Source organism: Streptococcus sp. S1, from assembly GCF_034137685.1.
Taxonomy (GTDB): domain Bacteria; phylum Bacillota; class Bacilli; order Lactobacillales; family Streptococcaceae; genus Streptococcus; species Streptococcus dentalis.
This window is the reverse complement of record NZ_CP139418.1, coordinates 463,175-483,434: the sequence shown is the minus strand read 5'-3', so window position 1 is coordinate 483,434 and position 20,260 is coordinate 463,175. Positions and strand designations below refer to the sequence as shown.

The following is a 20,260-nucleotide window of genomic DNA, read 5'->3' as shown; positions in this document are numbered from 1 at the left end:
TCAAGCGGCTCTACTCTTTGTTAAAAATCGAACAGGCGCAACTCAGTTTACGCAATTTTTGCGAAAACGTTTGCGTACCATGTTATTATAAACTTTTTCCCTATTTTCTGCAAGGGATTTCTTAAAAACTTTTTTAACTTTTTTCAGAATGTCCTCACCCCCTTAGTGTATTCTTTCCTTTGGCTAATGTCAACAAATTTGATGTACTTTATAGAAGAAAGTTCGGAATTAAAATATTTTTAAAAAAATTGTTTAAAACTACTTGCAAACGTTTTCGCCTTGTGATATACTTAAGATGTTTTAGGAAAACGTTTGTCTAAAACGGTTTCTAATTATTATCTTTTTTTATTCTTTAGGAGGAATAAATCATGAAACGTACAATTTTACGTAGTGCTGCTGTACTTGGTACAGTTGGTTTTGCCGGCTTCTTACTTGCTGCTTGTAGCAATAGCTCATCAGGTTCTTCTGAGGCAAGTAAAGAAATCAACGTCTATGTAGACAAAGGCTACAAATCTTATGTTGAAGAAGCTGCAAAAGCTTTTGAAAAAGAAAATGGCGTAAAAGTTAAAATCAAGACTGGTGATGCTCTTGAGGGATTGGATAAGCTTTCTCTTGATAACCAATCTAAAAAAGCTCCAGACGTAATGATGGCTCCATACGACCGTGTAGGTGGTCTTGGTAACGATGGTCAATTGGCTGAAGTTACATTAAACAAAGATAGCCATACAGATAAAACAACTGAAGCTCTTGTAACAAACGGTGGTAAAGTTTACGGTGCACCTGCTGTCATCGAAACTTTGGTTCTCTACTATAACAAAAATCTTGTAAGCGAAGCTCCAAAAACATTTGCTGACCTTGAAAATCTTGCAAAAGACAGCAAGTACGATTTTGCTAGCGAACCTGGTAAAACAACTGCTTTCTTAACTGACTGGACAAACTTCTACTATGCTTACGGTTTGCTTTCAGGTAATGGTGGTTATGTATTTGGTAAAGATGGTACAGATCCTAAAGATCTTGGATTGAACAACCAGGGTTCTGTCGACGGTATCGAATACGCAAAAACTTGGTATGCTAAATGGCCAAAAGGTTTGCAAGATACAAAAGGTGCTGCTAACTTCATCCAAACACAATTCCAAGAAGGTAAAACAGCTGCTATCATCGATGGTCCTTGGAAAGCTGCTTCATTGAAAGAAGCTAAAGTAAACTACGGTGTCGCAACGATTCCAACTCTTCCAAACGGAAAACAATACTCTGCCTTTGGTGGTGGTAAAGCTTGGGTTATCCCTGCAGGTGCGAAAAACCTTGATGGTGCTCAAAAATTCATTGACTTCTTGACAAATACTGACCAACAAAAAGCTTTGTTTGACAAGACAAATGAAGTTCCTGCCAACACAGAAGCTCGTAAATATGCGGTTAGCAAAAACGATGAATTGACAACTGCCGTTGTTGATCAATTCAAGAACGCTCAACCAATGCCAAATATCTCAGAAATGAGTGCTGTTTGGGATCCAGCTGCAACTATGCTCTTCGATGCTGTAAGCGGTAAAAAATCTGCTAAAGATGCTGCTGACGATGCAGTGAAATTGATTAAAGAAACCATCGAACAAAAATTCGGTAGCAAATAAGACAGTTTTTAGGTGTGAGTAAGAGGTTGGAGACAAGGTCCCAACCTCTTATGTTCAATTATGAACCTTCTACTAGATCACTGTCAAACTTGTCTTCTTGCTCTCTGGCAAGGACATTATAAGGAGATTTGAATGACTACAGAACAAAACCCTAAAAAGGCTATGTGGCTCTCTTTGATCCCGGGTCTTGGGCAAATTTATAACAAACAAAAAACCAAAGGCTATATTTTTCTTGCCGTAACTGTTCTCTTTCTCGCCTATTTCCTAGGAATCGGAGCTGGAGAATTAGCGAAATTGGTTACACTTGGAACCGTCCGTGGGCAAGATAATTCTCTCTTTATCTTGATTCGTGGCGCCTTCCACTTGATCATTACCATTGTTTACTTCCTATTTTATGTCTTAAATATTAAGGATGCTGGAACCGTTGCAAAACGTATCAACAATGGCATTGCTGTTCCAAAAACTGGAAAAGAAATGGTTCAAGCCATCTATGAAAATGGCTTCCCATATTTATTGATCATTCCTTCATACATTGCTATGACATTTGCGATTATCTTCCCAGTTTTAGTAACTTTGATGATCGCCTTTACCAACTACGACTTCAAACATACCGCTCCAACAACCTTGCTGGATTGGATCGGGTTCCAAAACTTCACTAATATGTGGACCTTGAGTACCTTCCGCTCAGCCTTTACATCTGTTCTTGGCTGGACCTTGATTTGGGCACTCGCAGCTTCTACTCTTCAGATCACACTCGGTATCTTGACCGCTATTGTTGCAAACCAACCATTCGTAAAAGGAAAACGAATTTTTGGGGTTATTTTCTTGCTCCCATGGGCTGTTCCAGCCTTCATCACTATCTTAACTTTCTCAAATATGTTTAACGATAGTGTCGGTGCCATTAATGCACAAGTTATCCCATTGTTTGCGAAGATCTTCCCATTCTTAGATGGCCTTTTGATTCCTTGGAAAACAGATCCTACCTGGACAAAAGTTGCTTTGATTATGATGCAAGGTTGGCTCGGCTTCCCTTACATCTACGTCTTGACTTTAGGGATTCTTCAATCGATTCCAAACGATCTTTACGAAGCTGCTTATATTGATGGTGCCAACGGTTGGCAAAAATTCCGCAGCATCACTTTCCCAATGATTATGGCTGTTGCAGCTCCAACTTTGATCAGTCAATATACCTTCAACTTTAACAACTTCTCCATTATTTACTTGTTTAATGATGGAGGACCTGGTTCTGTTGGAGGAAACGCTGGATCTACAGATATCTTGATCTCTTGGATCTATAAGTTGACAACCAATACTTCTCCTCAATATTCAATGGCCGCAGCGGTAACCTTGATTATCTCTGTGATTGTGATCTCAATCTCTATGATTGCCTTCAAGAAACTACATGCATTTGATATGGAGGATGTATAAAATGAAAAATTCAGTTCAATTTAAACGCCGCCTCAATCATTTCTTGACTTACCTGTACATGGTGGTTCTTTCAATCGTTATCATTTATCCATTGTTGATTACGGTTCTATCAGCCTTCAAATCAGGGAATGTCAGTGCCTTTACACTTGATTTTAGTGGCAATCTTAATTTTGATAACTTCTCAAAACTTTTCTCTGAAACTCCTTATGGCACTTGGTATATGAACACCTTGGTTATAGCCATTATCACCATGATTGTGCAAACCAGTATCGTTACCTTCGCAGGTTACGCATACAGCCGTTACAATTTCTTGGCGCGTAAACAAAGTTTAGTCTTCTTCTTGATCATTCAAATGGTCCCAACCATGGCAGCCCTCACAGCCTTCTTCGTTATGGCTTTGATGCTGAACGCCTTGAACCAACCTTGGTTCTTGATCTTCCTTTATGTTGGTGGTGGTATCCCAATGAATGCTTGGTTGATGAAGGGATACTTCGATACTGTTCCAATTTCCCTCGATGAATCTGCGAAATTGGATGGAGCTGGACACTTCCGTCGCTTCTGGCAAATCGTCCTTCCTCTTGTTCGTCCAATGATTGCCGTTCAAGCACTTTGGGCTTTCATGGGGCCTTTCGGAGACTATATCTTGTCTAAATTCTTGCTTCGTGACGAAGTGAACTATACGGTAGCCGTTGGTCTTCAAACCTTTATCAGTGACCAAAAAAATCAAAAAATCGCCTTCTTTGCAGCCGGTGCGATTTTGATCGCGGTTCCAATCTGTATCTTATTCTTCTTCCTACAAAAGAACTTTGTTTCAGGCTTGACAGCTGGTGGGGATAAAGGATAAAATAGAACCTTATTTCAAACACATTTTATTTTTAAGTTAAGGGTAGTATGGTGGATGCTTTACTACCCTTCGTTAAGAATAAAATCAATCAAAGAGATTTCTCTTTGCGTTTCTGATACTCTTATGTTTAGAAAGGTCATCTTATGCCCTATCCTTTTAATTATTTCGCAAGTATCTTCAATTTCCGCTCTTCTTTTGCAAACCGCAAAAAACTGAGCTGGTTCCAAATGATTTTTACATCTTTCTTTCTGATCTCTATCACACTAATACCAGTGGCTCTTCAAAATGCTCAACTCAAAACCTATCCTTTGACAACCTTTGTCAGTGATGTGTTTGATCCTTTGTCAACAGACGTGATGAAAGATATCCAAGAACACGTCGTGATCAAAGACCAAGAGCTCACCTATACAGGGACTAACCCTGTACACAAGACTTCAAAAGGACAGGTTGTCTTAGGCCAAGAATCAAAGGCGAGTGAGGGCAAGGAGTTAACACTCCATTTTGATCGCAAACAGTTGATCATCTCAAAAGAAAATAAAGAACTCGCTACAATCTCATACCAGGCTATCAATCAAGAGAGCCTCCGGGATAAAAAAAGCTTCACTCAAGCTATCTCTAGCGATTGGTTCCGTGAAAATCGACTCCCTGTCAGTCTCTTTCTCGTGATTTTCTCTGGCTTCTTATCGACAGTCAATTATTTGATTCTCATCGTAGGGGCATCTTTCTTCCTCTACTTGACACGAAAATCTCGACTCTTTTCACTACAAACTTTCAAGGAATGTTTCAATTGTATTCTGAATTGCTTGGGACTCCCTATTTTACTAAGTGTCCTCATCAGTTTACTATTCCATCAAGTATTTACTACGACGATCATGATCCAAAATGTCTTATTTGTACTCTATCTTGCTATGGTATTTTATAAGACCCACTTCCGTGATCCAGACTATCACCGCTAGGAGGTTTTCTCATGCGTGTTACCATCAAAGATGTGGCGAAACTCGCTGGCGTCGCGCCTTCAACTGTCACGCGCGTCATCCAAAATAAATCCACGATTAGTGATGAAACAAAAAAACGTGTCCGTGAGGCTATGGTCGAACTGGACTATCATCCCAATCTTAATGCTCGTAGTCTTGTCAGTCAATCTAGTCAAGTCATTGCTTTAGTCCTTCCAATCGATAGTGACGTTTTCTACCAGAATCCTTTCTTCCCAACTGTTTTAAGAGGGATTACCCAGATCGCTTCAGACAATGATTATGCCATCCAAATCTGTACGGGGCAAAATGAAGAACGTCGGCTCAACAACCTCAAACAACTCATCTACGGAAATCGTGTAGATGGTTTGATTTTCCTTTATTCCAACCCGAATGACCCCCTCGTTGACTTTGCGATCAAAGACAAGTTCCCCTTCCTCATCCTTGGAAAGGCAGCTTCTCCTTTTGTATCGCTAGTGGATAATGATAATATTAAGGCTGCATTTGATGCGACGGATTATTTCATTCAACAAAACTATCGAAAAATTGCTTTTATCGGGGGAAACAAAGAGCTGTTTGTATCCCAAGACCGCTACGAAGGTTATAAAGAAGCTCTCCAAAAAGCAGGGGTTCCTCTCGATGAAAAACTTGTTCATTTTTCATTTGGTTTTATGTTGGAAGACAATTCTTATCAAATGATGGAGAGCCTTCCCCTAGCAGAGTTAGATGCTATCATGACAACCGATATTCTCGTTGCTGAAGGGGTGCGCCAATACCTATTAGAACACCAGCTGACAATCCCGATTATTTCCTTTGATTCGATCAAGCCACGACTCGATATTGAAGCCTATATTGACATCAATGCGGTGGAACTCGGACGTGAATCTGTTCGGACAATTCTACAAATTATCAAGGATCATAAAGAAGGAAAAACCGTTTGCTACCGTCAATTGATTGACCATACCATTACGAAACTTTAGGAGTCTCTATGTCTTCATTTACTGCTTATTTAGATGACCAAGACCTGATTCGTATCCAAAAAGGAGAGGAGCATATCCTTCCTTTTTATTTGGAAACAAACCAAGGTCGTCTTGCCTTAATCCCTGTCAAAACGTCAAGTGGAGCGACTGATACAGGAGACTATTTCTTAAGCCCTATTCCGCTTGAACTTGGAGAAGAGTACACCATCTACGATGCTGCTGGAAATTCTTCTATTCTCCACTATCGTCAAATTGTTCGCAAACCCATTTTTGATCAAACCTTCACCTATAGTGGAGAAGATCTAGGAAGTTTCTACACATCAAGTCAGACGCAATTTAAATTCTGGGCACCCATTTCGCAAAACGTGACCCTTCATATCGAAGATCAGGTCTATCCAATGAATCGTACGGAAAACGGTGTCTGGGAACTCGTACTCAAAGGGGATTGGGAAGGAGCGGCCTACCACTATGAGTTTCGTGTCAATGGCCTAGAACGTCGGATTCACGATCCCTATGCTCTATCCTCTTTGGCGAACTCTGGAGATAGCTTCGTCATCGACCGGAAGAAGATCACACGTCCTATCACGCGTGCCACTCGTCAATTAGACCCGACAGAAGCGATCATCTACGAGATGAGTGTTCGTGATTTCTCTGTCCAAAAAGAGGCTGGCTTTAAACACCCGGGTAAGTTTAAAGGCTTGACAGAGTCGCCCCAACTCAATGGCCAGGTCCTTGGATTTGATTACCTTCAAAAACTGGGAATTACCCATGTACAGTTACTTCCTGTCTACGATTTCGGTAGTGTCGATGAAGAGGATCAATGGAAAGCCTACAACTGGGGCTATGATCCTGTCCAATACAATGTTCCAGAAGGAAGCTATGCGAGCGATCCTAACGATCCTTATGCGCGAATCCTGGAGCTCCAAGACACCATTGACACCTATCATCAGGCCAATCTGAGTGTCATCATGGATGTAGTCTACAATCACGTCTACAAGGCAGATGAATACGCTTTTGAACAGATCGTTCCTGGTTATTTCTACCGCTATAATGCAGAGGGAGAGCGGACCAATGGAACCTTCTGTGGAAATGACGTGGCAAGTGAACGCTCCATGGTGAGACAGTATATTAAGCAATCCCTCAAACAATGGGTTTCCCTCTACGGCTTTGATGGTTTTCGCTTTGATTTGATGGGAATCCTAGACATTCCAACCATGACAGAGATTGCAGAAGAACTCCGTGAACTCTATCCTAACATCTATCTCTATGGCGAAGGGTGGAAGATGGATACAGGCCTCTCTGAAGAACAGCTCGCTCACCAGTACAACGCGAAACGATTACCGGCCTTTGGCTTTTTCAGTGATAACTTCCGGGATACGGTCAAGAGAACACTTGTAGCCGGTCACCGTCGTGAGAGTCAACATCCTGCAAATGATTTTGCTAACATTCTAACAGCAAATGTCGGGAAGCTAGGACCTGCTCATTTCACCCAACCTCAACAAGCCATTCAGTACGTCGAATGTCATGACAATGCAACTGTTTTTGATTATTTCCAACTTGAAAAGGAAGAGATTCGTCTAGAAGATCGAAAAGCTCTCTCACGCCTCGCGCTTCATTTGGTACTATTATCTCAAGGAGTGCCTTTTATCCTTGCTGGCCAAGAACATTACCGCACAAAAGGGCTCGAAGATAACACCTATAACTTGCCAGATAGTCTCAACCAATTGGACTGGACATCCCTTTCAAAATGCCAAGAAGAAATTGCTTTTCTTGAAGAATTGATTGCTTATCGGAAGTCACAGCCACTCCTTCATTTGAAAAAAGGGCAAGAGATTCGCGACTACTGTGATGTCAAATGGTTGTCTGAACATCATTTGATCTACACGATTGAAAAAAATCGTGAAAAAATAACGATTCTCGTCAATATCGGCGATCAAGAACAGACCTATCAACATCCGAGCGATAGTCAGCTGTTATTTGCCTATCCTCATGCCAATCTAAAAACGCCTATTCCTAAAGGAAAGGAACTTTCTATATCTGCTCATAGTTGGCTCCTTCTCCACGAAACTGAATCAACAAAATAAGGTCACCACAATGTGGTGACCTTATTTTTATTCTTCTGTTTCCACAAAGCGTCCAATGATATGAACGTTTTCTGAAATGGTGATAAAAGCCTGAGGATCAGCGTTTTTCATAATATATTTGAATTCATTAAACTCTGCACGCGTAATAACTGTCAGCAGAACCGCTTTTTCCTGGTGGTTATAGGTTACTTCTGCATTGTGGATAATAGTCGCTCCACGATGCAATTTTTTATGAATCTTTTCAATAATGGCATCTGGCTGGCTCGTTACGATCATTGCCTGCATTCGTTTTTGCTTGGTAAAGACAGCATCCGTTACTCGACTCGATACGAAGATGGTAATCATAGAGTAAAGAGCATAATTCCAACCAAAAGTCAGACCAGCAATCAACATAATGGTCCCGTTGACCAAAAAAGAGATGCTGCCGACATTCTTTCCTGTCCGTTTTCGAATCGTCAAACTGACAATATCCGTTCCCCCACTGGAAATGTTGTTCCGAAGAGCAAAACCAATCCCTGTTCCCATGACAACCCCACCAAATAGGGCATTCATGATCGGGTCATTGGTCAAAGTTACCACTGGCACGAACTGAATAAAGAGGGAACTCATCGAAACCGTAATAAAGGTAAAGATGGTAAATTTATGGCCAATTTGATACCAAGCCACAATCATCAAAGGGATATTGATGGCATAAAAGGTTAAGGAAACGGGAATCGTAAAGCCAATAAAGCGTTGGCTCAGAACAGATAAAATCTGAGCTAGACCTGTTGCACCGCTGGAGTATACATGTCCTGGTTGAAAGAAGAAGTTGACGGCAATCGCTGATAGAAAACCATACAGCAAGGAAGCTGACACTTTTTCATCGTATTTCTCACGGGAGATGCTCTTCAGCACACGCAATAATTTAATGTTATAAGCTAGTCGCCGCACATGATAGCGAAATAGCTTATGAAAGCGAGTTTTTTTCATTTTCAATCCATCGATTAGAAGAAAAGGAAAATCTTAGAGCAACTGATTCCTAGACGTTCCCTTTTCTCTCTTGTCCTATTCTTGCTCTGCTACTTCTACTTGAAGATTTAACTCATCCAATTGCTTTTCAGAAACGACAGAAGGAGCTTGTGTCATTGGATCTGTCGCCTTGTTATTCTTAGGAAAGGCAATTACTTCCCGAATATTATCCTCACCAGCAAGAAGCATCACGAAGCGGTCCAAGCCAAGCGCCAATCCTCCATGTGGTGGGAAACCGTAATCCATAGCTTCCAACAAGAAACCAAATTGTTCATTCGCAGCTTCTGCTGTAAATCCAAGCGCCTTAAACATCCGTTCTTGCAAGTCTTTATGATTAATCCGTAGGCTTCCTCCACCTAATTCATACCCATTTAAGACGATATCATAGGCAATTGCTCGAACTTTTGAAAGATCGCCTTCCAATTCATGCTCTGTTTCAGCTTGTGGGAGTGTAAATGGATGGTGAGCAGACATATAACGGCCTTCTTCTTCAGACCATTCAAACATTGGCCAATCCACTACCCAAAGGAAGTTGTATTGATTGTTGTCAATCAAGTCAAGTTCTTTCGCAAGACGAACACGCAAAGCACCAAGCGTTGCATTGGCTACTTCAAGAGTATCCGCTACAAAGAGAACTAGATCTTTGTCTTCTAACTGTAAAGCAGCTGTCAAGTCACTTGTCAAGTCTGTCAAGAACTTCGCAACAGGACCGTTCAAAGTACCCTCAGCATATTTCACCCAAGCAAGACCTTTTGCACCGTATTGCTTCGCAACTTCTGTCAATTTATCGATATCTTTACGAGAGTAATGATCTGCTGCACCTTTAACGACAATTGCCTTAACAGCCGGAGCTTCTGAGAAGACTTTGAAATCTACACCCTTGACAAGTTCTGTCAAGTCTTGTAGCAACATTTCAAAACGTGTATCTGGTTTATCTGAACCATACAAGGCCATCGCATCATCATAATTCATCCGTGGGAATGGGAGTGTTACTTCAATTCCCTTGGTTTCTTTCATGACACGTGCAATCAAGCCTTCTGTGATATCCTGGATTTCTTGATCACTCAAGAAAGAAGTTTCCAAGTCGACCTGTGTAAACTCAGGTTGACGGTCTCCCCGTAAATCCTCATCACGGAAACACTTCACGATTTGATAATAGCGATCAAAACCGGCATTCATCAATAATTGTTTTGTAATCTGAGGACTTTGTGGAAGGGCATAGAAATGACCCTTATTGACACGGGAAGGAACCAAGTAGTCACGTGCTCCTTCTGGAGTTGACTTAGAAAGAAACGGTGTTTCCACATCAATAAATTCTAATTCATCCAAGTAATTGCGGATTGAATGGGTTACTTTTGCACGGAGTTTGAGGTTTTCCAACATCTCAGGACGACGAAGGTCTAAGTAGCGGTAACGAAGACGGGTATCATCATTGGCTTCGATTCCGTCCTTGATTTCAAATGGTGTTGTTTTGGCAGTATTGAGAACCGTAATAGCTTCTACCTTGAGTTCTACTGCTCCTGTAGGCAAGTTTGGATTAGCTTGTTCACGAGCTTCCACAAGACCTGTCACTTCTACAACATATTCACTACGGATGCTTTCAGCTGTAGCCATTACTTCTGCACTAACTGTTTCTGGATTGATCACCAATTGCATGATTCCTTCGCGGTCGCGTAGATCGATAAAGATCAAACCACCCAAGTCACGACGACGGCTAACCCATCCTTTCAAGGTAATACGAGTTCCAATGTGTTCTTCACGAACACGTCCAGCATACATTGAACGTTTCATTTCTAATTAATCTCCAAACTAATATTCTTCCTTCTATTTTACCATAAAGACCAGCAGAAAGTAGCCTTTAGCTCAACTTTTTCAGTCACCAACTTCTTTAGTTATCGTGGCTCTCTTCTTTCTTTTTGGGATCATCGTAAAGAGTGGGTGCCAGCACCTTCATTAAAGTCGCCGTCCCAAATCGCAAGACAGCTGCTGCTAGTCCAAAAATAGGGGATAGGTAGCGGAAAAAGAAATCTCCCCTAAGTACATAGGTCATGCCACCCACAATAAAAAAGATCACAATTCCTTGAACGATTGCGTAAAACCAAAATTTTTTCACACTATTCTCCTTTTCACAAACCAGCTGACTTATCCACTGTTTTTTATCACTTATCCACAAAAATGTGGATAACTTTCACCTTTTGCCCCCTCAAAAGAAGAAGCGTCGTCAGCATCAGGACTTGCTTTCATCCATTTACAAGGAAGTTTCCCACAACCTGTGGATAACTCTCTTGCTTATTTGTGACTTTCTCGTCACTTTCCTCACAAATCAAGGAGCCAGGATTTGATCCTGCCCCCTTTGATCAAGCATTATTTAAATTCGTCTGGTGTCCCTTTATATTGGGCCCAGTCTTTGCTGAAGAAGCGATCATTTAGATGGTAAGTTGGTGCTTTTTCAGCCTTTGTGACAAAGGGATTGACCGCTTTATCAAAGGCTAGCCAACCATTCCATCCCATATGAATCGTATCTTCCATAAAGTAAGGCTGACCACCATCTTTAGAAAAGTCTGCAATATTGGTGAATCCTTGACTTTCCAATTGGTAACGAATCTTTTGAACAGCCTGTTCATACTTTTCTTGGCTCAAGCCTGTGTATTTCATCCATTTGGCATTAACTGGAGGAATGACAAAGATAACATTGGTCCGAGATTTAGCAAACTGGTCTAGAACCAACTGCAAGTCATTGTACTCAGGAGATTGAACATAGGATTCGTTTTTTTGGAAACCTTTTAGTTTCTTCAACTTCATTTTTAAACGAGTATTGTAAAAATGATTGCTGATTCCAAGGTCGTTGTTATTGGTTTTGACTTTTGCTTCAGCCGTTGCAATTTCTTCCAATTTCTCATATGAGAATTGATCTGGTAAATCTTGTAGACGTTTTTTGACCTTCTTATCGTAATTCCCGTTTGTACGCGTTGCAAGATTACTAAACAAAGCATCTTCGCGTTGGACAAGGTGGGAAACAAGCTGGTTCAAAGACTGATCAAATCTGGAAATTTTCTTTCCTTGAGAAATGTTCGTTACAACACTTTGAAAGGCGACATTTGGATACTGTTGTAACAGACGCTTTGCAGCATACTGGGATGCAGCATCCTGTTGGTGATTGGCAATAAAGCTATTCAACTGATCGCTATTAAAGAATTGTTGAAAGGCAGAGGAATCATAGCCCTTCTTGGTGAACCATTGCGGAGAAACTACATAAACAGCTGTATTGTCCTTGAGTTCTGGCAAAATCTGTTGCATCCCAAAATACTGGTTCAAAGAAGCCGCACCACGTTCTCCTAAAAAGTAGGGTCTGTAATTGCGGTCATATTTTTCAGCCAAAACCGCTGGATGCACCACATCAAAACGCAACCATTCACTGGAGCCGAAATAAGGAACAAAGCGATGCTGTGGATCAGAAAGTGCTTCTTGTTTCTTTGTACGACTCTTGAATCCTTCTGCATTCAGACTTACCGCAGCTTTTTTCTCTTCGGTATAGTTGTGCTTATGATTGATTGGATAAAAGAATAATAAAGCTGCCACCATGAGGAGCGCGCAAAATACGGGCCCTAAAATCAGCCACAAACGCTTAAGCATTCTGAAGCTCCGTTACACCTTCTACGATCTTGTTAGCAGTATTCCAATCATCGCGTCCAAATTCAGATACAGGAACACGGATGCCAAAGCGGTTTTCCAGTTCCACAATCAATTCGACTGTCCCCATACTATCAAGGACACCCGCATCAAAGAGATCCTCATCCATCATGTCTGAGACATCTTCCATAAACAATTCGTCAATAATTTCAATTACTTGTGATTTTACATCCATTTTTCTATTCTCCTTTTATTTCAATTTTGGAAACCATTGTTGATCCAAGAATCCTGAGAAAATCAGGAAGGACAGCATCACTGTGTTAAAGGTGATAAAGATCCCTAAAGCTTTGGTCCAACGATTATCCGGTATAGGATCCAATCCTTTTGCTTTTCTTTCTTTATTGATGGTCTTTTTCTTGCGAATCCAAGCATCATTGATGACCAGTCCAAGCCCATGGAAGAGCCCATAAGCGATGTAGTACCAGGTCACCCCGTGCCAGAAGCCCATAACCAACATATTGATAATATAGGCAACATTTGAGGTGGTAATCCGGCTCTTGAATACTTTATTGCGCATCAATACCATCACGAGACGCATAAAGACAAAATCACGGAACCAGAAAGATAAACTCATATGCCAACGATTCCAGAATTCCTTTAAGTCACGTGATTTAAAGGGACGATCAAAGTTGATGGGACTTTTAATCCCCATCAGATTGGAAGCTGCTAAAGCAAACATCGAATAGCCCGCGAAGTCAAAGAAGAGGTCAAAGCCATAGACATACATGACTCCCAGCGTTCCGATATTGAAGAATCCACCTTGAGACAAGGCATAGGTCTGCACATGACCTAATAATAAGTGGCCAAAAATATGAGCTAGGATAAATTTATAAAGGAAGCCATACATGATATACTTAACAGCTTGCTCCAACATATCCAATAATTCTTCACGCTCAGGAATGGCTTTATAATCCTCATTAAAACGCTTGAAACGATCAATCGGCCCACTTGAGAAGGTCGGCATAAAGAGCATAAAGCGTAAGAATTCCCAGAGTGTGAATTCTTTCAAGACACCATCTCGCATTTCGATGATCATTCCGACAGCTCGGAAGGTTAAATACGAAATCCCTAAAAATCCAAACAAGGATTGGTGCCCATTCTTGATCGCTGGCTCTACCTTAACAAAGATCAGGGGCAAGACAGACAAGAAGGAATGAAGATAGAAAATCCACTTATTGTCCGCTTTCTGACGATAGATCTTGTAAGAATACACAATCAAGATTTGCCAGACTACGTAAAAGAGCAGGGCATAAATTTGCTTGAGATTCGAACCTGTCAGCATCAAAATGATAAAGATCAGACTCACCAGTCCTTCATAGATCGGAAATCTCTTTTTGAAAAAGAGGCCCACAAAGATCGGCAAAAAAGCTAGAATGAGGTAGATAAAATAGATCGGTGTTCCATAGTGTTCTAAATGAGGGAGCTGTTTCAAAAACTCGATCATCGGTTGTTAACCTCGCTAATCAACCCTTTGATGTCGATTTTCCCGTTTGGTGTTAATGGCAGGCTGTCACGATAGAGGAATTTTGAAGGCATCATATAAGACATCATGATGTTTTCTAAATCTTCCTTAATGGCTTTCGTGATATCAATTTCGCGCTCAAATTGTTCTTTGACGCCCTCTTTTAAGATGACATAGGCCAAGAGATTTTGGACTTTGTGATCTTTATTATAGCGCGGCACTGCGACTGCTGAGTCAATATACTTCGATTTGTTCAAGTTTTGAGAGACATCCTCTAGCTCGATACGATAACCGTTAAATTTGATTTGGAAGTCCATCCGTCCACCATAGAGAAGGAGGCCTTCGTCCGTCATGGTTCCGACATCTCCCGTATGGTAGGCTGGAAGACCTTCAAATTCGAAGAAGGCTTCCGCTGTTTTCTCTGGATTATTCATATAACCTTTTGAAACAGCCGGTCCAGACACGATAATCTCCCCTTGCTCTCCATTTGGCAATTTGTTCCCTTCCTCATCAATGATGAAGGTCGGAGAATCTTCTTTGGTATAGCCTATTGGCAAGCGTTTAAGAGTCGCTAACATCTCATCTGTAATAGCAACTGCCGACAAAGCAACTGTTGCTTCTGTTGGCCCGTAAGCATTGATGATGCGCGCATTTGGGAAACGCTCGCGCAATTTCTGAGCGGTTTTAACGGTCAACTCTTCCCCATCAAAGTAGAAATGGGTGATCCCTGGCATTTTTTCAGCATTGAAATCTTCAGACAACATGGCCATATCTGCAAAAGATGGTGTTGAAGTCCAGATAGCAATCGGAAGAGAAAAGATCGTCGCAAAGAGTTGTTTGAAGTCTTGAGTGATAGCTGATGGAAGAGCAAAAAGCGTTCCTCCAAGAGCTAAGGTCGGTGCCCAGTACATGACAGACAAGTCAAAAGAATACGGTGGTTGCGCCAACATTTGCGGACGCTCTGGCGTTGCAAATTCCTTGTCCGTAATCATCCAGTTGGTAAAGCTGAGCAAGTTATCGTGCGAAATTTGCACCCCTTTTGGTTTCCCAGTTGTCCCTGAGGTAAAGATGATGTAGTAGTTATCATCCCCTTTGACCGGATGTTGCAAGCCATAGGCATTCTGAGCCGCATAAGCTTCACGCACTTGTTCCAAGGACATGATTAGAGCAGCTGGGTTTTCCAATGGAAATTCATTGATGGCAATAATCAAGCTTGGCTCTGCTACTTCAACAATGGCAGACACGCGCTCCAAGGCAGAGTGGCTATCAATTGGGATATAGGCATGGCCAGATTTTGTCAAGGCCACAAAGGTTGCTAACATTTCATATTCTTGTCCACCAAAGACCACTACAGGTGACTTTTCAGGAAGTCCCATTTGGTCGATGTGGGCAGCCAAGCTATCTGAATCAGCCTTCAATTGGCCATAGGTATGCTCCTCACCAAGGACATTGTAAACCGGATAGTCTGGTTGTAGTTGCGCATAACGTTCAATTGTCTCGATCATATCAGTAATTGGTTGGTTTGACACGGTTAGGAGTCTCCTTTTCTAAAATTCGTTGTAGATAAAGCCACCCTGACCTTGACCAAGGTAACTAAAGAAATAAAGTAGGGCTAGGAAAATGGCGAAATACAAGACCGTCTGCCCGATAAATTTATAAAGTGTTTTATGTTTCATAAGTTTCACTCTTCATTTTGATTGTTATTCACTATTTTACCATTTTTTATACCAAGTAAGCAATTTTAAACATAGTGAGAATGTGGTAGAAAACGTTATCATTTCAGATCATTCAAGCCGTTTAACGAAAGCATTTTTTTTTAATCAGTTTTCTGGTTGAAATCCTATTCTATTTCACAGTCCCCTGATGAATCAACTCCAGACACTTGTCCAGATCCACATCTCTCTCGAAATGGCTAGGTGTCCAAGGAATTTCTATATCTGGTAGAACACCCTGATCCGTCATTCCTTTACCTTGATCCACGCTTAAACAGCGAGAAGTGGGAAACATTAAACAAAAATTATCATAATCAACCGTACAACAATTAGAGTAGTCTAGAATTCCGAGAGTTGGTCGACCCACCACCGTTACCTTCTTAAACTGCTTCATCATCTGAACAAAGTTATCCCCAGATGAAGCACAATAAATATCTGATAAGATAAAGATCTGTTCAGGATAGTGGCCACCTCTAACCTCTGGGAAGAATTCCTCGCTTTCTTGCTGATATGTTACATAGCCTTTCCCCCGATGGTGGATCAAATTCTCTTTCATATCTTCAAGCAGCTTAACTGTTTCAGGGCTAATTTCTTCCTGTTGCATCCAGTCCTCAAAGTCTTTCAAGCGCAGGTCAACATTGCGTTCCGTATAGAGAATTTCCATGCCATCATCGTCCCAGTCAAGCGAATCATAGCCCTGATCCTTCTCTAAGGCTAGATGTAATAGAGGGATATATAAAGAGTCTGTCCCTCCGCCGTTCTGTCGGACATCAATGATAAGAAACTTGACTTCCGTCATCATAGGTAAACACTCTTGATATACCCGACTAATGGCTCCTTCATCCATAAAGTTATCCAGACGAAGATAAAGAATCTCATCGTCTAATCGTTTCCAAAAAATCTGATCCTGGATCGGTTCTCGACTGGGTACTACTTTAATGGTCTTTTCTATCCCTTCTCGAAGCAGGGTGACACTCGTTGACTGAGAGACCAAATCTGCCCATTCTCTATAATGTCTTTCTGGGGTCTTGCTGATAAAATAGGCTTTATGAAGAGAAGCTATCTGATCCAAGTCACTTCCATCCAGAGCTAGGATCTGATCTCCTACTTGAAGACCCGTATCTTCATTAGCTTCCTCAACATACAGTTTCTGTCCATTTATTCTCAAAAGGAACCCTTTTTGACTGGCCTTTTTATCTCGAAAGGAAACATGCCCGATCACCCCAAAACTAGCTAGGTAAGCCTTAACTTGATAGAGAAAGGCATCATCTGTCATATCATCTGTAATGTTTTCTCGAAAAGGCTCTGGATCGCATCCTTTTCGATCCTTGCTGGTAGATGAATCATGGGTCATAATAGAGACGACATCTTCAAAAATAGCAGTCTTTTTCATAAAGGATTCCTTCAATTTTTTAGAAACAGTATACCACTTTTTCTTAAAAAGTTCTTAAAACCCTAAAAAACTATCCTCAAAGTAGGATAGCCGTTATAGATTCTTTCTTTTCTTCGCTTTCTTTGTCAGAGCGACATCACAATTTTCAATCTCGCTAATCAATAGATTGGCAAGGCCAAAATCATCGATGTTCGATTTCATATTTACCTCATAGTTCAAGGTCAGTTGTTCTCCAGCTTGGGCCGTTGTGACAGAAATAAAGTCAATTTCTGAACAACTTTGGTCTAACAACTGGCTGATTTGTTCTGCAACAGAATCCTGTTTTGAGACGGTAATAGTCAAATGGCGGCGTCGTTGATAGTCTGCCTTACTCTGTTTGTTCTCTAATACCAGCCACACCCCTAGTAAAGAAAGGGTTGATAAAATCGCCAATAAAAGATAGCCAGATCCAGCTGCCAGTCCTATAATCATAGCTAAGAAAATGGCAATCAACTCTCTAGAACCACTCGTAGCCGAACGAAAACGGATCAAACTAAAGGTCCCTGCCACTGCAATCGAGGTTCCCAAACTTCCATTGACCAAAAAGATCACTAAGGTCATCATACAAGGAAGCAAGGTCAAACTAATGACAAACTCTCGAGTGTAAAGCGTTCGGTATTTATAGGTCCAAGATAGGGCCATCCCTAGAAAGAGGCTGACCAAAAGGGCCAGCAGTAAGCGCACCGGATCCACCGTTGCTGTAGCATTATTAAAAATAGAATCAAATAGATTAGACATAGGCAGCACCTACCGTTTCTTGAACTGGTCTTGGGGCATAGTCTAAGCCTTGTGACTTATGGTAGGCACAACTGTATTTCGAAAATTTCTGTTTGACCAAACCATACTTCTCTAAAATATCCTTTAACCATTGAGGTTCTTGGCCAGGAGCCTTAATTTCCATGATCACGAAGTCATCCTCTAGTAGAGGTTCTCCTTTCTTCCCATCAAAAAGGCTAACAGCCTGATCTCGAAAGACTAGGTTTTGATCGATTGTCACGCGAATCTTCTGATAAGGATAACCCTGAATGGATTTCTTTTCTTTGAGAGACAAGCGATCGTAGTAAATGAACATCCGCGGTTCCAATCGATGACCATAACGTTTGCGCAATCTCTGAATCTCTTCTACTAAGTCTGGATCTTGTATCTGATGATCTACTTTCCCATCTGTCATCAAGTTGATAATGGCTTGCGAAGTGGCAACTAGACGGAATTTATGGCCAATTCCTTCTTCATCTTTTGACTTCACCTCTAGAAACACTGGACTGTCTGCTTGAGGTTTTTCTATATAAGTCCGCATCCGAATTTTTTCGCGGCTATGTTGTTTGGCAAGAGCATCTTGAATGACATCAAAATTTTCCGTATCAAAATAAATGTTTGAAATGGTTGAGGTTGGGTAATCATCTTCTACGACGTATTCTTTTAAGTCTTTAATCAAGTCCTTCACGTCATCTTTTGCGACGATATATTTTGTTTCGATTCGTTTGAAACTTGTCTCAATTGTTTTTTTCATGTTTCTTCTCCTTTAAGGGGGATCTATTATTTCTAACCTTCAGTCAGTATGAATACGATTTACGTGCTTTCTAGTTTAATGGGACTTTCTTAACTGGTCATTAAGCCAAACTTAAAGAAAACTAAAGTTAAGGTTCCTTTCAGAAAAACTTTAGGAAACTTTCAGCTAGCAACTTTAGACTAGGAGCATATCAATTGAACGAGAGGAAAAGCTTATGAAATCAAACAAATGGAAATTTTTATTAACGGGGGCCGCAACCCTCACCTTACTGACAGCTTGTACCCAGGCGTCATCACAATCAACTACAAAAAGCAATACTGCACAAACAACCGCTACTTCTACTTCAAAAAATAAAACAAACAATTCCAACTATTTTACAGATAAGGACAAGGACAGCTCTTATGATGAAAGCAAAGCCTCTACTGTAAAGCTATCTGGTTCGTCTGCAAGTGTATCAGGTGACGGCGTAGCTGTTTCTGGATCAACTGTGACCATCTCAAAGGCTGGAACCTATATCATCTCTGGTGAATCCGATGGGGTTCAAATCAAGGTCGAAGCAGGTGACTCAGATGATGTTCACATCGTCTTGAAAGGCGTTACCATGACAAACACCAACGCGCCAATTTCTGCTACGAAAGCAGGGCATGTCTACCTGACTCTAGCGGATGGCACGACCAATACCTTGTCTGATTCAAGTTCAAACAATGATGAAGATGCCGATGCAGTGATCTTCTCTAAAGGCGACCTTACCATCAATGGTTCAGGTACGCTCAACATTGATGCCAAGAAGAACAACGGTATCAAGGCCAATGACACTCTCCACATCACTGGTGGAACCTATAAGATCACGGCTGTAGGAGATGCCTTCAACGTCAATGACGAACTCAATATCACTGGTACGACCATGACCATCGATGCAGATGAAGATGCAGTCAAGGTGGATAATGATGAAGATACTTCGGTCGGAACCATGTATCTTTCAGATAACAAAATGACCATCACCGCAGGAGACGACGGAATCCATGCTTCTGGAGATCTGATCATCGATAGTGGAACCTATGAGGTGACAGAGTCTGTCGAAGGTCTCGAAGGAAAATCGATCACCATCAACGGTGGTGATATCACCATCTATGCAACCGATGATGGTGTCAATGCAGCCAATGCTAATGCCAACCAAGATGAAATTTTCTTCACCATGAATGGTGGAACACTCAACGTTGAAGTTGGCCAAGGCGATACCGATCCAATTGATTCGAATGGAAATATCACTGTTACCGGAGGAACCATTAAATTAACGGGTCAATCTGGATTCGACTTTGATGGTACTGCTACCTACACTGGCGGAGACATCTATATCAACGGTGAAAAACAAACGGAAATTGTCAACTCCATGCCTGGAGGCGGTGGGGCTCCAGGCGGTGGCGGACCTCAAGGTGGTGGACCTGGAGGTGGGCATCCATAATAACAAATAAAGGCAGGATTTCTTCCTGACCTTTTTTTGTTACCCTTTTTAT

At 41.3% G+C, this 20,260-nt stretch carries 18 protein-coding genes; 7 read left to right on the top strand and 11 right to left on the bottom strand.

Going from position 1 to position 20,260, the window contains the following annotated elements; genetic code table 11:
* Positions 1-368: 368 nt before the first annotated feature.
* From SM121_RS02505 to pulA, 6 genes are all read left to right on the top strand, one after another.
* On the top strand, positions 369-1,625 hold the full coding sequence (locus SM121_RS02505; protein ID WP_320911078.1) for an extracellular solute-binding protein: 1,257 nt from the start codon (positions 369-371) through the stop codon (positions 1,623-1,625).
* 132 nt (positions 1,626-1,757) lie between these two features.
* Positions 1,758-3,053: a carbohydrate ABC transporter permease gene (locus tag SM121_RS02500; RefSeq protein ID WP_320911077.1), complete on the top strand. Its 1,296-nt coding sequence runs from the start codon at positions 1,758-1,760 to the stop codon at positions 3,051-3,053.
* Between the two features lies 1 nt (position 3,054).
* Positions 3,055-3,897, top strand: a complete 843-nt coding sequence (locus tag SM121_RS02495) for a sugar ABC transporter permease (RefSeq protein WP_049498945.1) — start codon at positions 3,055-3,057, stop codon at positions 3,895-3,897.
* Positions 3,898-4,040: 143 nt separating this feature from the next.
* Positions 4,041-4,853, top strand: coding sequence for a DUF1189 family protein (locus tag SM121_RS02490; RefSeq protein WP_320911076.1), 813 nt, complete (start codon positions 4,041-4,043; stop codon positions 4,851-4,853).
* Positions 4,854-4,864: 11 nt separating this feature from the next.
* The gene (locus SM121_RS02485) at positions 4,865-5,848 is read left to right on the top strand and encodes a LacI family DNA-binding transcriptional regulator (protein WP_320911075.1); all 984 of its coding nucleotides are present in this window, start codon (positions 4,865-4,867) and stop codon (positions 5,846-5,848) included.
* 8 nt (positions 5,849-5,856) lie between these two features.
* Positions 5,857-7,932, top strand: a complete 2,076-nt coding sequence (gene pulA, locus SM121_RS02480; protein WP_320911074.1) for a type I pullulanase — start codon at positions 5,857-5,859, stop codon at positions 7,930-7,932.
* Between the two features lie 27 nt (positions 7,933-7,959).
* Here pulA and SM121_RS02475 read toward each other — a convergent pair whose 3' ends face one another.
* The 11 genes from SM121_RS02475 to SM121_RS02425 form a co-directional block, all read right to left on the bottom strand.
* Positions 7,960-8,901 (bottom strand): YitT family protein, encoded by a 942-nt coding sequence (locus tag SM121_RS02475; RefSeq protein ID WP_320911073.1) that lies wholly within the window; start codon positions 8,899-8,901, stop codon positions 7,960-7,962.
* A gap of 75 nt (positions 8,902-8,976) precedes the next feature.
* Positions 8,977-10,731 carry an aspartate--tRNA ligase gene (gene aspS / locus SM121_RS02470; RefSeq protein ID WP_320911072.1) on the bottom strand — a complete coding sequence of 585 codons (1,755 nt, stop codon included), beginning with the start codon at positions 10,729-10,731 and terminating at the stop codon, positions 8,977-8,979.
* 97 nt (positions 10,732-10,828) lie between these two features.
* Complete coding sequence (locus tag SM121_RS02465; protein ID WP_320911071.1) at positions 10,829-11,053, bottom strand: hypothetical protein; 225 nt, start codon at positions 11,051-11,053, stop codon at positions 10,829-10,831.
* A gap of 251 nt (positions 11,054-11,304) precedes the next feature.
* Positions 11,305-12,573, bottom strand: a complete 1,269-nt coding sequence (dltD, locus tag SM121_RS02460; protein WP_151379227.1) for a D-alanyl-lipoteichoic acid biosynthesis protein DltD — start codon at positions 12,571-12,573, stop codon at positions 11,305-11,307.
* Entirely contained in the window at positions 12,566-12,805 is a 240-nt protein-coding gene (gene dltC / locus SM121_RS02455) for a D-alanine--poly(phosphoribitol) ligase subunit DltC (RefSeq protein WP_003002265.1), read from the bottom strand. Before dltC ends, dltD begins: the two co-directional genes overlap by 8 nt.
* A 15-nt stretch (positions 12,806-12,820) precedes the next feature.
* A complete protein-coding gene (gene dltB, locus SM121_RS02450) occupies positions 12,821-14,074 on the bottom strand; it encodes a D-alanyl-lipoteichoic acid biosynthesis protein DltB (RefSeq protein ID WP_003012683.1) in 1,254 nt (417 codons plus the stop codon).
* Positions 14,071-15,621, bottom strand: coding sequence for a D-alanine--poly(phosphoribitol) ligase subunit DltA (dltA, locus tag SM121_RS02445; protein ID WP_320911070.1), 1,551 nt, complete (start codon positions 15,619-15,621; stop codon positions 14,071-14,073). The genes dltB and dltA overlap by 4 nt, the downstream gene beginning before the upstream one ends.
* Positions 15,622-15,639: 18 nt before the next feature.
* The gene (locus SM121_RS02440; RefSeq protein ID WP_003002102.1) at positions 15,640-15,768 is read right to left on the bottom strand and encodes a teichoic acid D-Ala incorporation-associated protein DltX; all 129 of its coding nucleotides are present in this window, start codon (positions 15,766-15,768) and stop codon (positions 15,640-15,642) included.
* A gap of 169 nt (positions 15,769-15,937) precedes the next feature.
* Positions 15,938-17,197: a S41 family peptidase gene (locus SM121_RS02435; protein WP_320911069.1), complete on the bottom strand. Its 1,260-nt coding sequence runs from the start codon at positions 17,195-17,197 to the stop codon at positions 15,938-15,940.
* A gap of 93 nt (positions 17,198-17,290) precedes the next feature.
* Positions 17,291-17,974 (bottom strand): DUF4956 domain-containing protein, encoded by a 684-nt coding sequence (locus tag SM121_RS02430; RefSeq protein WP_320911068.1) that lies wholly within the window; start codon positions 17,972-17,974, stop codon positions 17,291-17,293.
* Positions 17,967-18,746 carry a polyphosphate polymerase domain-containing protein gene (locus SM121_RS02425; protein ID WP_320911067.1) on the bottom strand — a complete coding sequence of 260 codons (780 nt, stop codon included), beginning with the start codon at positions 18,744-18,746 and terminating at the stop codon, positions 17,967-17,969. Before SM121_RS02425 ends, SM121_RS02430 begins: the two co-directional genes overlap by 8 nt.
* A gap of 214 nt (positions 18,747-18,960) precedes the next feature.
* Between SM121_RS02425 and SM121_RS02420 the strand changes: the two genes are divergently transcribed.
* Complete coding sequence (locus SM121_RS02420; protein WP_320911066.1) at positions 18,961-20,208, top strand: carbohydrate-binding domain-containing protein; 1,248 nt, start codon at positions 18,961-18,963, stop codon at positions 20,206-20,208.
* Positions 20,209-20,260: the final 52 nt, after the last annotated feature.

Bases quoted from the DNA above. Each gene is read 5' to 3' on its own strand.
- SM121_RS02430 (WP_320911068.1), bottom strand. From the start codon at position 17,974: ATGTCTAATCTATTTGATTCTATTTTTAATAATGCTACAGCAACGGTG.
- SM121_RS02505 (WP_320911078.1), top strand. From the start codon at position 369: ATGAAACGTACAATTTTACGTAGTGCTGCTGTACTTGGTACAGTTGGT.
- SM121_RS02495 (WP_049498945.1), top strand. From the start codon at position 3,055: ATGAAAAATTCAGTTCAATTTAAACGCCGCCTCAATCATTTCTTGACT.
- SM121_RS02485 (WP_320911075.1), top strand. From the start codon at position 4,865: ATGCGTGTTACCATCAAAGATGTGGCGAAACTCGCTGGCGTCGCGCCT.
- dltC (WP_003002265.1), bottom strand. From the start codon at position 12,805: ATGGATGTAAAATCACAAGTAATTGAAATTATTGACGAATTGTTTATG.
- SM121_RS02440 (WP_003002102.1), bottom strand. From the start codon at position 15,768: ATGAAACATAAAACACTTTATAAATTTATCGGGCAGACGGTCTTGTAT.
- pulA (WP_320911074.1), top strand. From the start codon at position 5,857: ATGTCTTCATTTACTGCTTATTTAGATGACCAAGACCTGATTCGTATC.
- SM121_RS02425 (WP_320911067.1), bottom strand. From the start codon at position 18,746: ATGAAAAAAACAATTGAGACAAGTTTCAAACGAATCGAAACAAAATAT.
- SM121_RS02475 (WP_320911073.1), bottom strand. From the start codon at position 8,901: ATGAAAAAAACTCGCTTTCATAAGCTATTTCGCTATCATGTGCGGCGA.
- dltD (WP_151379227.1), bottom strand. From the start codon at position 12,573: ATGCTTAAGCGTTTGTGGCTGATTTTAGGGCCCGTATTTTGCGCGCTC.
- SM121_RS02500 (WP_320911077.1), top strand. From the start codon at position 1,758: ATGACTACAGAACAAAACCCTAAAAAGGCTATGTGGCTCTCTTTGATC.
- SM121_RS02420 (WP_320911066.1), top strand. From the start codon at position 18,961: ATGAAATCAAACAAATGGAAATTTTTATTAACGGGGGCCGCAACCCTC.
- SM121_RS02435 (WP_320911069.1), bottom strand. From the start codon at position 17,197: ATGAAAAAGACTGCTATTTTTGAAGATGTCGTCTCTATTATGACCCAT.
- dltB (WP_003012683.1), bottom strand. From the start codon at position 14,074: ATGATCGAGTTTTTGAAACAGCTCCCTCATTTAGAACACTATGGAACA.
- SM121_RS02490 (WP_320911076.1), top strand. From the start codon at position 4,041: ATGCCCTATCCTTTTAATTATTTCGCAAGTATCTTCAATTTCCGCTCT.
- aspS (WP_320911072.1), bottom strand. From the start codon at position 10,731: ATGAAACGTTCAATGTATGCTGGACGTGTTCGTGAAGAACACATTGGA.